The sequence below is a fragment of the Asticcacaulis sp. SL142 genome (assembly GCF_026625745.1).
GTDB lineage: Bacteria > Pseudomonadota > Alphaproteobacteria > Caulobacterales > Caulobacteraceae > Asticcacaulis.
This window is the reverse complement of sequence record NZ_CP113061.1, coordinates 51,104-66,650: the sequence shown is the minus strand read 5'-3', so window position 1 is coordinate 66,650 and position 15,547 is coordinate 51,104. Positions and strand designations below refer to the sequence as shown.

General features: G+C 57.6%; 11 protein-coding genes and 1 tRNA gene. 11 read left to right on the top strand and 1 reads right to left on the bottom strand.

Going from position 1 to position 15,547, the window contains the following annotated elements:
- Positions 1 to 36: 36 nt before the first annotated feature.
- The 11 genes from OVA03_RS00235 (at position 37) to nagA (ending at position 15,013) form a co-directional block, all read left to right on the top strand.
- Complete coding sequence (locus OVA03_RS00235) at positions 37 to 990, top strand: alpha/beta hydrolase (RefSeq protein ID WP_267526245.1); 954 nt, start codon at positions 37 to 39, stop codon at positions 988 to 990.
- A 10-nt stretch (positions 991 to 1,000) separates the two neighbouring features.
- A complete protein-coding gene (locus tag OVA03_RS00230) occupies positions 1,001 to 2,125 on the top strand; it encodes a pectinesterase family protein (RefSeq protein ID WP_267526244.1) in 1,125 nt (374 codons plus the stop codon).
- Between the two features lie 178 nt (positions 2,126 to 2,303).
- Positions 2,304 to 3,050, top strand: a complete 747-nt coding sequence (locus tag OVA03_RS00225; protein WP_267526243.1) for a FadR/GntR family transcriptional regulator — start codon at positions 2,304 to 2,306, stop codon at positions 3,048 to 3,050.
- A gap of 458 nt (positions 3,051 to 3,508) precedes the next feature.
- Positions 3,509 to 6,184 (top strand): TonB-dependent receptor, encoded by a 2,676-nt coding sequence (locus OVA03_RS00220; RefSeq protein ID WP_267526242.1) that lies wholly within the window; start codon positions 3,509 to 3,511, stop codon positions 6,182 to 6,184.
- A 150-nt stretch (positions 6,185 to 6,334) separates the two neighbouring features.
- Entirely contained in the window at positions 6,335 to 8,617 is a 2,283-nt protein-coding gene (locus OVA03_RS00215; RefSeq protein WP_267526241.1) for an alpha-N-acetylglucosaminidase, read from the top strand.
- Entirely contained in the window at positions 8,617 to 9,735 is a 1,119-nt protein-coding gene (locus tag OVA03_RS00210) for an acyltransferase family protein (RefSeq protein ID WP_267527748.1), read from the top strand. The genes OVA03_RS00215 and OVA03_RS00210 overlap by 1 nt, the downstream gene beginning before the upstream one ends.
- Positions 9,736 to 9,747: 12 nt before the next feature.
- The gene (locus OVA03_RS00205; RefSeq protein ID WP_267526240.1) at positions 9,748 to 11,037 is read left to right on the top strand and encodes a sugar MFS transporter; all 1,290 of its coding nucleotides are present in this window, start codon (positions 9,748 to 9,750) and stop codon (positions 11,035 to 11,037) included.
- Between the two features lie 22 nt (positions 11,038 to 11,059).
- The gene (locus OVA03_RS00200; RefSeq protein ID WP_267526239.1) at positions 11,060 to 11,971 is read left to right on the top strand and encodes a BadF/BadG/BcrA/BcrD ATPase family protein; all 912 of its coding nucleotides are present in this window, start codon (positions 11,060 to 11,062) and stop codon (positions 11,969 to 11,971) included.
- 5 nt (positions 11,972 to 11,976) lie between these two features.
- Complete coding sequence (locus OVA03_RS00195) at positions 11,977 to 12,777, top strand: GntR family transcriptional regulator (RefSeq protein ID WP_267526238.1); 801 nt, start codon at positions 11,977 to 11,979, stop codon at positions 12,775 to 12,777.
- A 32-nt stretch (positions 12,778 to 12,809) separates the two neighbouring features.
- Positions 12,810 to 13,859, top strand: a complete 1,050-nt coding sequence (locus OVA03_RS00190; RefSeq protein WP_267526237.1) for an SIS domain-containing protein — start codon at positions 12,810 to 12,812, stop codon at positions 13,857 to 13,859.
- Entirely contained in the window at positions 13,856 to 15,013 is a 1,158-nt protein-coding gene (gene nagA / locus OVA03_RS00185; RefSeq protein ID WP_267526236.1) for an N-acetylglucosamine-6-phosphate deacetylase, read from the top strand. The genes OVA03_RS00190 and nagA overlap by 4 nt, the downstream gene beginning before the upstream one ends.
- Before the next feature lie 242 nt (positions 15,014 to 15,255).
- Here nagA and OVA03_RS00180 read toward each other — a convergent pair.
- Positions 15,256 to 15,347, bottom strand: a tRNA-Ser gene (locus tag OVA03_RS00180).
- Positions 15,348 to 15,547: the final 200 nt, after the last annotated feature.

Below are 15,547 nucleotides of genomic sequence, written 5' to 3'. Positions count from 1 at the left end.
ATATCACCAGAGGCCGCAGCTTTCACGGGGTAAAACATGCGTTTGTTATGGTCGAAATTGGCTGTAGTTATGGCCCTATCCGGCCCCGCGCTGGCGGGAGAGCTTATCCCCGTTGACGACAGCTATACGATTTCCCAGCGTTATGAACGCTATAAGAATGAGTTTGCGGGCATCACCTGGCCCGTCTCCACGTTCCAGACCGGCCAGCAGGTTCTGTTTGACCGCCGCTATAAATCGGTGGGTGCGCGTGAACTGCATATCGATGTGTTCCTGCCTGCGCCCGAAGTCAAAACCGGCAAAGGCATTGTTCTGGTGCATGGCGGTGGCTGGCGTTCCGGCGGCAAATCCCACTTTTACGGCCTGGCCAACCGGTTGGCGCAAAAAGGTTACGCCGTTTTTCTGCCGGAGTTTCGCCTGTCGCCCGAAGCGCCCTATCCGGCGGGTCTGATGGATGTCAACGACGCCCTTGTGTGGGTAAAATCTCAGGCCGACACCTTTGGCATTGACCGCGATAAGCTGGCGATCGGCGGGGCATCATCGGGGGGCCAGATGGCGGCATTGCTGGCCTACACCGCCGATAAGCCCTTGTTTAAAACCACGCCCGGCGACGACACGCGGGTGAGCGCCCTGATTGATATCGACGGCGTGCTGGATTTCACCACACCTTTGGCCTTGCAGTTTGAAAACGCTGCCGGAAAGAGTTCCGCCGCCGGCTTGTGGCTGGGCGGTGCGATGGAAGATGTCCCCGACCGCTGGCGTGAGGCCAGTGCCGCCCAACATGCCGGGCCGCAGTCACCACCCACTCTGGTCATCAGCAGCGGCATCCCGCGTTTCACCGCCGGTCGTGAGATCGTTGAGGCCAAACTCAAAGCGCAAGCCGTGAAGTACCGCTACACGGCGTTTGAAAATGCCCCGCACGATATCTGGCTGTTCGACCCATGGTTCGGTCAGATCGTCGACCAGATCGATAGTTTTCTGACGGAACAATAAGGTTTCATATATGCTTCGCGCCGTTTGCCTTGCCCCGTTTTTTGCCATTCTGGCCCTTGCTGTTCCGGCAATGGCTGATGCTCACTATACCGTCAGCCCGTCTTGCGGCGACCAAAAGCACTGCTTTACCCGCCTGCAATCCGCACTGGATACCGCCAAGGCCGATACCAGCGATCAGTGGATTACCATCAAGGTCGCGGCGGGCGATTACTATGAAAAAGTCACGATCAGCCGCCACAAAATCCGCCTGCGCGGGGCTGGGCCTGATAAAACCCGCCTGCATTACGATGCTGTGGCCGAGACCGCAGGCAAATATCACCGCCGTAACTGGGGCACGCCCGGTTCGGCCACGCTCACCATCAATGCCGATCAGGTTACGGTCGAAGGCATCACGATTGAGAACACCTTCGATTACCTGTCGAACGACGCCCTGCTCGATGCCGATCCGAAGAAAATTTCCAATTCCCAGGGGGTCGCCGTTCTGCTCGATATCGACAGCGACCGGATACTGATCCGGGACGCGGCGCTGGTCGGCTATCAGGACACGCTGTTTGCCAATGGTAAGCGCGCCGTGATCCGCGACAGCCTGATCTCCGGCAATATCGACTTCATTTTCGGCAATGGTCAGGTTCTGATCGAAGGTAGCGAAATCCGCACGCGCAACCGCGCTGCGGCCATAGCGCCCGGTGAGTTTCATTCCTACCTGCTGGCCCCATCCACGCCGCTCAGCCAGCCGGTTGGCATTGTGGTCTATCGCTCAAAGCTAACCCGTGAAGCTGGTGTGCCTGATCATTCGGTGGCGCTGGCGCGGCCCTGGCATCCGACCACCACCTTTGCCGATGGCCGCTATGCCGACCCGGATGCCGTCGGACAGGCCTCGTTCATTGACTGCACCATGGACGCCCACATCCACCCCGACCACTGGACCAGCATGAACGGCACGGCCCGCGACGGCACCAAGACCGCTGTGTTTTATCCGCAGGACTCACGCTTTTTTGAAACCGGCTCAAGCGGCCCCGGTGCGGCCCGCCGCGACATAGGCATCACTTGGAGCATCACCTGGAAAGACGCGCTGGATATCACCGCCGTGCGCCGTCACCTGTCCCAAGACTGGCCCGCAGTGTCTGCCCCTTAAGCCACAACCCGATCCGACGCTTCTTCCCCGTTGACGCGTCCAGCCTTAACCGCTTTGTCCCCGTGACAAAGCGGTCTTTTCTTTCGGCGGGGCGCTTTCTTTAGTAAAATCATTGACCAATTTTCGTAACACCCGTTAATTGGATGACCACCGCACAGATCAATCCCGGAAGTATGACATGGCAGCATCAGATAGCGCATTTGACTGGACCGATGCTGAAAAGGACGTTCGCGCCTATCAGGTCGTCGGCAAGTCGCTGCTGGAACGCATAAGAAGCGGCGAATTTCGCACCATAGGCAAGTTGCCACCCGAACGTGAACTGGCCGAAGTCTATAACGTCGGTCGCGCCGTTATCCGCGACGCGCTGGTCATGCTGGAGGTCAAGGGGCTGGTGCAATCGCGGCAGGGCTCAGGCATCTATATCACCCGCAAAGCCTATGAGGCCGATGCGGTCGACCATGCCGCAAACCTTGGCAATGCCGCATTATCGCTTATTGGGCCCGCCAATCCGGTGCAATTACTGGAAGCGCAGCAGTGGCTGGAAAGCCATATTGCCCAGATCGCCGCTACCAAAATTACCGATGACGACCTGCGGATACTCGAAAAGGCCTATGATGATTACGTGCTGGCCCAGTTGCGCGAAGTCCGTGAGCGGCTGGATATGGCCTTTCACCTGGCCATAAGCCGCGGCGCCCAGAACCCGGAGTTTACCGGCATGGTGGCCGCCCTGTGGCACCGCCGCGACAACAACCCGCTGTGGATGAGCCTGATGGCGCGCACCCCGGACGACCCGCGTAAATCCACCCAGGCTGAAAATTACCGCAAAATCGTTGACGCCCTGAAACGGCGCGATCAGGGCGGGGCCTTCTTTGCCATGTGGCAGCATTTCGAGCATATTAAAACCATCGCCCTAGTGGATGAATAAGGCGGCATTTCGCACCATACCAAAGTGATTTTGGCGCTGAAAATTGGCCAACCAATTTCAAAACCCAACACGGCAGACCTTACCGCCAGACTCTTCCATTCAATTAAAGTTACATAATTATCACACACATCAACCAATAAAGCTGCGAATTTCATTCCCACAATCTGAAATATTTCAAATAATAGTCTGTATATAAATAATTATTTTTATAGACGATATCTCAAAGCTTTCGAAGCCGCAAAATTGGCTGACAAAAAAAGTTCACAGAATCGACATTGAAATTGACAGGCCAATTTTTCAAGCCATAGTCTAAACTCAGCAATTGGCCTTCCAATCCTACAAAGTGGTATTCACGGAAGGGCATTGCCCGCACAGCTAATATTTAACGGTGTCGAGTGATGGGACAACGCTGTCTCCATGTGAGCGGTCGTGTCCAGACGCCAAAAGGGGATAAATCTATGACTTTCAAGCACTATGTCTTAGTGAGTACCGCCCTGACCGGGCTTCTGGCGACCTCCGCAACCATGGCCCAGGATCAGGCAGCTACCACTGCCGATGAGCCCGTACAGGAAGTGGTGGTTACCGGCTTTAGAAAAAGCCTCGCCACCGCACTTCAGACTAAGAAAAACGACATTCGCGTTTCGGACGGCATATCTGCCGAAGATCTGGGTAAGTTCCCCAGCGATAACATCGCCGAAGCCATTCAACGCATTCCGGGCGTGCAGATTCAGAACGTCAACGGCCGCGGGGCAACCATCAGCGTGCGCGGCCTTGGGCCACAATACGCCAAGGTCACCATCAACGGCCAGGACTTTGCCAACCCGAACTTCATCGACGGCTTCCGCTTCGACATCATTCAAACCGAGCTGGCCAGCGGTGTTCAGGTCTATAAGTCACCGACCGCTGACATGGACATGGGCGGACTTGCCGGCACGATTGATATTTCGACTGCCAAGCCCCTCGACATCAAGGGCGAGAAGCTGATCGTTTCAGTAAAGGCGCAGCAAGCCACTCTGGCAGATGCAGGCGTTAACCCTGCCGTGGGCTTGACCTATGCGAACCAGTATCTGGATGGCAAGCTGGGCATCTATGCTGGCCTTAACTTTCAGCAGCTTGATGACCGCGCCGACTACCTGTTTATGGACCGTTGGTACACCGCCGCCGGTACGACCGGTGAATTCAATGGCGGTGTCGCTACCCCCGCAGGTACGCTGGTGCCACGCCGTTTCCGTTATCGCCGCATTGACCGCACCTCTGACCGCACACAGTTCAACTTCGGCCTGGAATACAAGGCTACCGAAGATCTGAAACTTGGGTTTGCGGGCGTGTACTCAAAGGATGAGACCAATTACGACGTCACGCAACTCGTGTTCGGCAACTTCTCCCAAAGCTCCATCACGCCCGTAGTGGTCGAAGACGGCGTGGCCAAGGTCGTCAACCTGACCAATTTCGCCTATGATAACAACCGTCAACTCGAAACCCGCGATTTATCAACCCAGGCCTATACCGCATATGCCCGCTGGAACCTGTCGCCAAGTCTGGTTTTAAACGCCGCCGTTCACTATACTAAGGGTGATGGCTATCTGACCGAAGAAGCGGCCATCACGGGTGCCGGAGAAGCCACCGGAACTCTGGATATCAGCGACTCCGATAATATCAAATTCAATGTATCCGGCGATCCCGCCAGCGCCAGCCAGTATGCAACATCCAATCTGACCTGGTCATCATACCCCAATGGCGCCCAGAACAGCCAGGTCACCGACTCTACGTCAGCTCAGATTGACTTGCTCTACAACGCTGATATCGGCATGCTGCAAAAGTTGAAATTCGGATATAAAACCAAGGAAGAAAACTTCGATCGATATGTTACACGCCGTGACTTCTTCGATGATAATTTCGCCTATATCCCGCCTTATACCAATAGCGGCCCAAAGGTCTCAGGCTTCCTTGATGGTAACGTCTCCGGCGTTTCAAGCTGGCTTACGCCAGACATCAATGCCTACCGCAAGGCACTGTCTGATGCAGGTATTGTGGTGCCCGCCCTGTACAACCCACAAGACTCATATTCGCTGACGCGTTCGATCGACTCGGTCTACGCTATGGCAGATTTCTCAGGTAACATCGGTGTTGTACCGTTCCGTGCTAACGTCGGTATTCGTCATGAAGTCACAAACCAGAGCGTGACCTCAAACCTGACGGATGGCTGTGATTGCGATATCCAGAACCTTATTGGCGTTCAAACCACAACATTTAAGTACAACAACACTTTGCCCAGCGCGAACGTCGTATTCGATCTGACCGATACGCTTATTCTGCGACTGGCCGCAGCCAAAACGCTTGTACGGCCGATTCTGGATAACAGTTCACGGTTGAATACGACCCAGTATCAGGCAACCGACACCTCTGGCATCACGACCGTGTTCGTAAATCAGGGCACGCCCTACTTAAAGCCGTTGACGGCCAAGAACTACGATATCAGTCTTGAATGGTACTATGGCCGCGATGCCGGTCTGAGCCTTGGTTTGTTCGCCAAGGACGTCAAAAACGGAACCTTTACGACCCTGACCTGTCCGGGTTCGTGGGATGGCACCAGCCTTTCGCTGGATGCCCAGACTAACGACTGTATGGGTACAGACGGCAAGATCTATGACATCAACATAACCCAGAATGACCCCTCTGTGGTTAAGTTGAAAGGGGCAGAAGTCAATTGGCAGCAGTCGCTGGATGCCATTTTACCGATCGAAGGTTTTGGCATCATTGCTAACTATACCTATGTTGATCCACAATATTCCAACACGGGCTTCTCGCTGCGTAACCTGTCGAAAAATTCCGGTAACGTCACAGGTTACTGGGAAAATGAAACCTTCAGTGCGCGCGTGTCGGCGAATTATAGAAGCGAATACGAGCAGACCAGTGTAGACAGCTTCTTCGCCCGTGAAGGACACACCATCAAAGCAGGTACTCAGGTTGATTTTTCACTCGGCTACACCGTCAATGATCATGCCAGCTTTACACTTACGGGTCAGAACATCTTCAATAAAAAAGAAGAAGCCTATAAGGACAACGAAAATATTTGGCAGGAACTGGGCGTATTCGGCCCAAGCTACCAGCTAAGCTTTACCTACAAAATGTAAACGTTTTCTGATAATAAGGCGGGCACGATCTCCCTCCCGAAAGCCCGCCTTACACTGGTGCGAGACCTGAACTTTACCCTCAAGATTTAAGTCTCGCACCTTTTTTACTATTACTCGTTGCCGGGTACTCATATGCAAAAAAAGGTTTTCATGTCTGCTGTATCCCGCCGTCAGGCCCTGATGCAATCACTGGCTGCCATGGCCTTTACCACGGCACCCGCCTTTGCGGCTGAGGACAAAACCACCGCCGCCCGCGCGGTTTTGGGCCGCCTGATGGGCACGCGCGCCAAGGACATAAAACTTAAGCTTACCGGCGGGGCGGAACCCTATTTTGCCGTTAAATCCGCCAAGGACACGGTCGCCATCGAAGGCTCATCGCCGGTGGCCCTGACCCGCGGTGCGTACAGCTACCTGACCTCTATCGGAGCGGCCAATGTAAGCTGGGAAGGCAACCGCGTCGCTCTGCTTAGCCCCCTGCCCGCCGCCGATACGGGAAAAGTGACCACCCCATTCGCCCACCGCGTCTATATGAACACCTGCACCTTTGGCTATACGACGCCGTTCTGGGGCTGGGCGCGCTGGCAGAAGGAACTCGACTGGATGGCCCTGCACGGCATCGACATGCCGCTGGCCATGGAAGGTCAGGAATTTGTCTGGCAATCGCTGTGGCGTGAACTGGGTCTTAGCGATACCGAACTGGGCGACTATTTCTCCGGCCCGGCGTTCACGCCCTGGCACCGCATGGGCAATATCGAAGGCTACATGCCCCCGGTGCCGCAAGCGTGGATCGAAAAGAAACGCGCCCTTCAGGTCAAGCTTTTGAAATCCATGCGTGATCTCGGCATGACGCCGATCCTGCCGGCCTTTGGCGGCTATGTCCCCAAGGCGTTTGCGCAAAAGCACCCGGAGGCCCGCATCTATCCCATGCGGCCGTGGGAAGGCTTTCATGAAACCTACTGGCTTGATCCGGCCGATCCCTTGTTTGCCGTGATCGCCAAGCGCTTTATCGAACTTTATACGGCGACCTACGGCGAGGGTCAGTATTATCTGGCCGACAGCTTCAATGAGATGCTGCCGCCGATTTCCAAAGACGGCTCGGACGTGAAAAACGCCAAATATGGCGACGGCACGGCCAATACCAAGGAAACCGAAACCGTCGTCGATCCGGCGCTGAAATCTGAGCGACTGGCCGCCTACGGGCAGGCGATTTACGACTCCATTCGCGGCGCTAACCCTGACGCCGTCTGGGTCATGCAGGGCTGGCTGTTCGGGGCCGATAAGCATTTCTGGTCGGCGGACGCCATTGGTGCGTTTTTAAGTAAAGTGCCGGACGATAAGCTGATGATCCTCGATATCGGCAATGACCGTTATCCGGGCGTGTGGCAAACGACCGACGCCTTTCAGGGCAAGCCGTGGATCTATGGATATGTTCATAATTATGGGGCCTCAAACCCGGTCTATGCCGATCTTGATTTCTATAAGGCCGACATTGGCGGGCTGGAGGGCAATCCGAAGACCGGCGCGCTCAAGGGCTTTGGCATGTTCCCCGAAGGCCTGCACAATAACTCGATCGCCTATGAATATTGCTATGACATCGCGTGGGGCGGCGGCAAGGGTTCCGTCGATGACTGGATCGCCACCTATCTGAAGGGCCGCTATGGCCGCGTGACACCTGCGCTTTTGAGTGCATGGAGTGATTATCGCAGGTCAGTTTATACCACTAAATACTGGACGCCGCGCTGGTGGAACAAGGCCGCCGGCGCCTACATGGTCTTTAAACGCCCGCAGGCCGCCATCACCAGCTTTGAGGGCCATCCCGGTGACCGCGCTTTGCTGCATAAGGCCGTGACGGAATTTTTGTCGCTCAAAGGCTTTGAAGGCTCACCGCTTTATCGCCACGACGTCATCGATGCCATCCGCCATCTGGCGTCAGAAGCAATCGACTATCTCCTGATGCGGGCCATCACCGACTACGAAAAGGGCGACCTTGCCGCCGGGGATGCCAAACGCGCCAAATTCACCGAGCTGATGCTCATGGTCGATAGCCTGCTGGGGGATCAGCCCGACACCCTGTCGAGTTGGATCGATGAGGCCCGCGCTTACGGCGACACCAAGCCTGAATCCGATTATTACGTCCTCAATGCCAAGGCGCAGGTCACCGTCTGGGGCGGGCTTGGCAATCTCAACGACTATGCCTCCAAGGCATGGCAGGGGATGTATAAGGATTTCTACCTGCCGCGCTGGACCAAGCTGTTGGCCGCTGTCCGCCACAGTGCGGTGACCGGCAAGGCCTTTGATCAGGTAGCCTTTACCCGCGACATTACGGCATGGGAGCAGGCCTGGGTCAAGACAAACGCGACCTTTACCCGTCGCCGCCCCAAGGATGCCTTTGCCCTGTCGCGCCAGATCCTTAAGCGCCTGAGTGAGGCGTGATGGACCGGATGCGCTTTACCGCTCTGGATGTGTTTCGCGGCCTGACCGTCTGCGTGATGATCGTCGTCAATACGTCAGGTGCTGGCGCTGAGCCGTTCTATCAGCTTCAGCACGCGGCTTGGTTTGGCTTTACGCTGGCTGATCTGGTGTTTCCATCGTTCCTGTTTGCGGTCGGCAATTCGATGGCGTTCGCGTCACGCCGTACCCTGCCGAATGATCAGTTTTTGCTTAAGGTCGCCAAGCGCACGGCCCTGATTTTTCTGCTCGGCTACCTGATGTACTGGTTCCCGTTCGTGCATCAGCTTCCCGACGGGTCGTGGGCGTTTAATGACATTGGCCAAACCCGCATCATGGGCGTGCTGCAACGGATTGCGCTCTGTTACGGTGCCGCAGCCCTTGCCGCACGTTATCTGCCAGTCAAGGGCATCATCGCCCTGTGTGTCGCCCTGTTGTTCGGTTATTGGGGCGCGCTGATGGCCTTTGGGCCTGCCAGTGAGCAACTCAGCATGGCCGGTAATATCGGCGCCCAGATCGACCGCGCCGTCCTCGGCCTCGATCACATGTACCGCGGCGGGGCCAAGGGCTATGAGCCCGAAGGGCTGTTTTCGACTGTGCCCGCCATCGTCAATGTGCTGGCCGGATATCTGGCGGGGCTGTTCATTACCCGAACCACCGATCACAGAACCGCCGTCTCGAAGATGCTGGTGGCGGGTATGGCCCTTGTGGCCGCGGGCCTGATCTGGAGCCTGTTCTTTCCGTTATCCAAGCGCATCTGGACGTCGTCGTTTGTGCTTTTGACCATCGGCATCGACTGCCTGATACTGGCGGCCCTGATCACCTATACCGAGCTTCAGAAACTCAATTTCGGCGTCAAATTCTTTGAGATTTTCGGCAAGAATCCGCTCGTTATCTATCTGTTTTCGGAACTGCTGGTCATCAGCTTGCAAACCTTCACCACACCGGCTGGCACCAAACTTTATGACTGGGTGGGCATCCACCTGTTTCAGGTTATTCTGCCCGGTGCCATCGGCTCACTGGTCTGCGCCATTGTCTACATGCTCGTCTGCTGGCTGCTGGGCTGGTGGATGGATCGTAAAAACATCATCATTAAGCTTTAGGGGATCACCATTATGTCGCCACCGTCTGAAACTACCCGATCTCCCTTACTCGCCATGAGCATTATTGGCGGCATGTTCTTTATCTTCGGCTTTGTCACCTGGCTGAACGGGCCGCTGATCACCTTTGTGCAACTGGCCTTCACCCTGTCGGATGTCGAAGCCTTTCTGGTGGTGACGGTCTTTTACATGTCCTATTTCTTTCTGGCCTTGCCGTCCGCGGCGATCCTGAAAAAGACCGGCATGAAAAAAGGCATGGCGCTGGGGCTTTTGGTCATGGCCGTAGGGGCGGCAATCTTCGGACAACTGGCCACCATGCGCATTTTTGAAGGCGCGCTGACCGGCCTGTTTATCATTGGCGCGGGTCTGGCCCTGCTGCAAACCGCGTCTAACCCCTATATCTCCATCCTTGGCCCCATCGATTCCGCCGCTCAACGCATCGCCTTCATGGGTATCTGCAATAAGATCGCGGGTATTTTGGCCCCCATCGTCGTCGGCGGTCTGGTGCTCAATGGCGTCGGGGAATTCGCAGCCCAGGTCGAAGCCGCCACCGATCCCGTTGCCCGCGAAGCCCTGCTTGATGCCTTTGCGCAAAAGATCCACCTGCCCTATCTCGGCATGGCGGCTTTGCTGGCCGTGCTAGCCTTTGCTGTCGCCAAATCGCCCCTGCCTGAAATCAGCGATCAAGCCAATGAGTCCAAAGCCTCCGACACGACGGGCAAGAGCATCTTTGCCTTTCCGCAACTGTGGCTCGGCTTCGTGGCGCTGTTTTGTTATGTCGGCGTCGAAGTCATGGCCGGTGACGCCATCGGCACCTATGGCGCGGCCTTTGGTATCCCGCTCGATATCACCAAATACTTCACCTCGTTCACTCTGGTCGGTATGCTGATCGGCTATGTCGTCGGTCTGATCATCATCCCGCGCCTTATCTCGCAGGAACGCTATCTGGCGATCTCAGCGGTCTTAGGCGTTGCGTTCTGTCTGGGTGCGTATCTGACCCACGGTCTGGTCTCGGTCGGGTTTGTGGCGGCGCTTGGCTTTGCCAATGCCATGATGTGGCCCGCGATCTTCCCGCTCGGCATCAAGGGGCTGGGTAAGTTTACCGAAACCGGCTCAGCCATCCTGATCATGGGCATTGCGGGCGGGGCCGTCCTGCCGCAACTGTTCGCCCACTTCAAAGGCAGCTTTGATTTTCAAGCCGTCTTTGCCGTCATTATGATCCCCGCCTATCTCTATATTCTGGTCTTTGCGCTGTTTGCCATCACACAGAGCGCCAAGGCCAAAGCCGCCTCAGTTAATTATTAGTCCTCTTATCGCGTTAGATTTCATGCAAGACCTTGCCCCCCCTCCTCTCTATTACATCGGCATCGACGGCGGCGGCACCCGCTGCCGGGCGCGTCTCAAGACCCGCGCGGGCCAAACCTTAAGCGAAGGCTATGGCGGTGCCAGCAATATCCGTCTGGGCCTTGGTCTGGTCTGGAGCAATATCATGGCCGCGGTCGATGAAGCCTTGGCTCTGGCAGAGCTTACCCATGCCGACCTGCCCGACATTCATATTGGTCTGGGGTTGGCGGGGATTTCCTCGCCCACCGGCGCGCAGGTCACCATCGATTCCGGTCCTAATTTCGGCGCGATCCGCGCCTCCAGCGACGCCCACGCCGCCTGCCTTGGGGCCTTTTCAGGTAAGGATGGCGCGATCCTGATTTCCGGCACCGGCTCGGCAGGCTATATCTTTAACAATGGCATCGGCCGCGGCATTGGCGGCTGGGGCTTTGAAGTCGGCGATGACGGTTCCGCCGCCGGTCTGGGGCGCGAAGCCCTGCGGGCCGCTCTGCGTGGCTATGATAAGATCGCGCCGTCCACCGATTTTACGCAGGAAATCATCGCCTCCTTCGGGGGCCATGCCGCCGATGTCATCGCCTTTGTCGATACCGCCACCCCCAGCGATTACGGCGCGCTGGCCCCGCTGATCATGAGCTATGCCGAACAGGGCGATCCGGTGGCGGTTGGCCTGGTCAAAACCGTGGCCAGCGAGATCGGCCTTTACCTGCAACGGCTGCATGCCCTGGGGGCTGCCAAGATCGCCCTCGTCGGCGGCCTGTCCGAACCGATCCGGCCGTGGCTGTCGGGCCGTGACGCTGCCCTGCTCAGTGAGCCCGAAAGCGACGCCGTCGAAGGCGCGCTGCTACTGGCGCAAGGGGCAGGCACCGGTCTCGGCTCTGCGCGTATTCCGGCATAACTCACATGATACATCATACACCCGCCGCCAGATTGCAGGTCGCCCGTCCCGCCTTCGCGCACCAGATCGGTACGCTGAATAAGGACGAGCCGACCCCGCTCTATCAGCAACTCCAAAAACGGCTGCGCACCGCAATCCATAGCCAGATCATTACCGCGTCTGAGGCCATTCCGCCGGAGCGAGATCTGGCCTATGATTTCGACGTGTCGCGCATCACCGTGCGCAAGGCCATTGACGGGCTGGTGTCCGAAGGTCTGCTGGTTCGCCGTCAGGGTTCCGGCACCTATGTCGCCAGCCGGTTTGAAAAAAGCCTGTCGCGCCTGTCGTCATTCTCTGAGGACATGATTTCGCGCGGGCGCAAGCCCCATTCGGAGTGGATCAGCAAGACCCACGGCGTCGTCACCCCCGAAGAATCCCTGTCGCTAGGCCTGTCACCGGGCTCTCAGGTCTGCCGCTTTCAGCGTCTGCGCTATGCCGATGCCGCGATCATGGCGCTGGAATATACCACCCTGCCCGCCTTTGCCCTGCCGACCCTCGATGAGGTCGGGGATTCACTCTATGAGGCCTTGAGCCGCACCGGCCACCGCCCCGTGCGCGCCTTGCAGCGTCTGCGCGCCGTCGCCCTGACCGGCGAACAGGCCGACCGCCTTCAGGTGCCCCCCGGCACCCCCGGTCTGTTTATCGAACGGCGCGGGTTCTTAAGCGATGGCCTGACCTGTGAGCTTAACCACTCCTATTATCGCGGCGACGCCTATGACGTGATCGCCGAAGTCAATGAACTGGGCAATCTGACCTACGGATTTTGACGGCGCGCCCACCTGTTTTTGAAGAGTTTAACATGATGAATACATCGATAGTTCAGCCCGCCAATACCACGCTTATGCACCGTGAGGCGGGCGAGGGTGGCGATGCGGTGGCGCGGTTTTTAGAGGCCAACGCGTCAACGCTTACGCGGATCGCGGATCGTTTGCGGGCCGATCCTCCCAAAGGGGTTACGACCTGCGCGCGCGGATCATCCGACCATGCCGCCACCTATGGCAAGTACCTGATCGAGACCCTGATCGGGGTGCCGACCTCAACGGCGGCGCTGTCGGTGGCGTCGATCTATGACGCCCCGGTCAAGGCTGCGCAGACCCTGTGCATCGCCATTTCCCAGTCTGGCCGCAGCCCGGACCTTTTGACTTCGGTCAAGGCCCATAAGGATTCCGGTGCGTTTGTGGTCGCCCTCGTCAATGACGTGACCTCGCCGCTGGCAGACCTTGCCGACGAAGCCCTGCCGTTGTGCGCGGGCCCGGAGCTGTCCGTGGCGGCGACCAAGTCCTATATCGTGTCGCTGGCGGCTCTGGCGGCCCTCGTGGCCGAATGGGCCGGTGATGACGGCCTGAAAGTCAGCGTCCACGCCCTGCCCGATCAGTTGCGTGCCGCCTTTGATCGGGATTGGTCCCACGCCCTGCCGCCCCTTGAAGACGCCACCAACCTGTTTGTCATCGGTCGTGGCTATGGCTTTGGCATCGCCCAGGAAGCCGCGCTTAAGCTCAAAGAAACCTGCGCCCTCCATGCCGAGGCGTTCTCCTCGGCTGAGGTCCGTCACGGCCCGATGGCCATTGTCCGCGAAGGCTTCCCCATTCTGGCCTTTGCCACCTCCGATACGGCTGGCGACGGGGTACGCGAGGTCGCCGCCGAGTTCCTGTCGCGGGGGGCGAAGGTCGAACTGGCTGATGCTGGTGGTGGCGCGACCTCAACCCTGCCTGCGGGCCGCTTTGAGCCCGCTCTGGAGCCGATCCTGATGATCCAGAGCTTCTACCGCTTCGCCAACGCCCTGTCCCTGCGCCGTGGCCTTAACCCCGACGCCCCGCCGAACCTCAACAAAGTGACCCGAACCGTATGAGTCCCAAGACCACCTTCCGCAACGGATCGATCCTCAGCCCCGAAGGCTTTGTCACTGATCATGTCCTGACCATAGCGGGCGACCGGATCGCAAGCCTTGAGGCGTCAAAATCCGCGTCTGCCGGTGAGGTCATTGACCTTGATGGGGGCTACCTGCTGCCGGGATTCATTGACACTCAGGTCAATGGCGGCGGCGGGGTTTTGTTCAATGACGACACCTCGTCTGAGGCCATTGCGGCTATTGGCGCCGCCCACAGACAATATGGCACAACCGGCTTTTTGCCGACCCTGATCTCTGATGAGCTTGAGGTCATTGATGCGGCCATGCGCGCGGTTGAACAGGCGATCGAGGACGGTGTGCCCGGCGTGCTCGGTATCCATATCGAAGGCCCGTTCATCAATGAGGCCCGCAAGGGTACCCACGATCCGGCCAAGTTCCGCACCCTGACCGAACAAAGCCTGAAACTGCTGTCCAGCCTGAAACACGGCAAGACGCTGGTTACCCTGGCACCTGAGACGGCCACGTCGGACGATATCCGTACCCTGACGCAGGCGGGCGTGATTGTTGCCGCCGGTCATACCGATGCCAGCTATGGCCGGATGCATCAGGCCTTTGATGAGGGGGTGACGGGGATCACCCACCTGTTCAACGCCATGTCGCCGTTCACCCACCGCGCGCCCGGTGTGGTCGGGGCGGCGCTGGAGAACCGATCCGTCTATTGCGGGCTGATCATCGATGGCCGCCATGTCGATCCGGTGGCGCTCAAAATCGCCGTGCGTTGCCGCCCCCACGACCGCTTCATGATCGTCACTGATGCCATGCCGACGGTCGGTTCCAAGACCAAAACCTTCATGCTGCAGGACAAGCTGATCCGGGTTGAGGACGGCGTCTGTGTCGGCCCTGACGGCACCTTGGCGGGCTCTGACCTCGACATGGCCACCGCCGTGAAGAACGCCGTGGAAATGGTCGGCTTGACGCTTGATGAGGCCGCCGTCATGGCCTCAAGCGCCCCCGCCCGGTTCTTAGGCCTTGATGCCCACTACGGCACCCTCACCGCGGGGGCCCGTGCTGACCTCGTTTGGCTGGATCGTGACCTGAATCTCAAAGGCGTGTGGCAGGAGGGCGCCTCTGCACAGTTTGTAACTCCGGCCTGAAGTCTCACGAAGCGTTTACCCCGTCACTCTCAGGGTTTTCGAGACCTCAGATCCTTGGCGCCTTTCCTTTTTGGGAAGGCGCTCTTTTTTTGTTATGGGATTACGTCTTTACCGACCCGCCCTCGCCCCACGGCCTTACGCATCATTCGATTCACTTATAAACTGCCGCGCGACATGGCCACGCACTATGTAGCGATACGCCAAAACACGTTCAATCTATTGAATTATAAGGCAAAAACAAATGGCGGAGACGCAGGGATTCGAACCCTGGGTACCCCTTACAGGGTACGACGATTTAGCAAACCGTTGCCTTCAGCCACTCGGCCACGTCTCCGTTATGGCTGATTTAGCGTGTCCGTTTCCAAAAGGCAACGCCTCGCGTCAAATTGTGCACAAGTCGCGTTTCAGTTTTCTCAAACTCAACACCTGTGCTATCACCTCAGCGCTTGGGGGCGGCGCAAAACAATCTCAAATTGCAGAAATTCCCCTGACGAATGTGCGTTAACGCCCCTCTAAGGGATGTATGTTACTGCG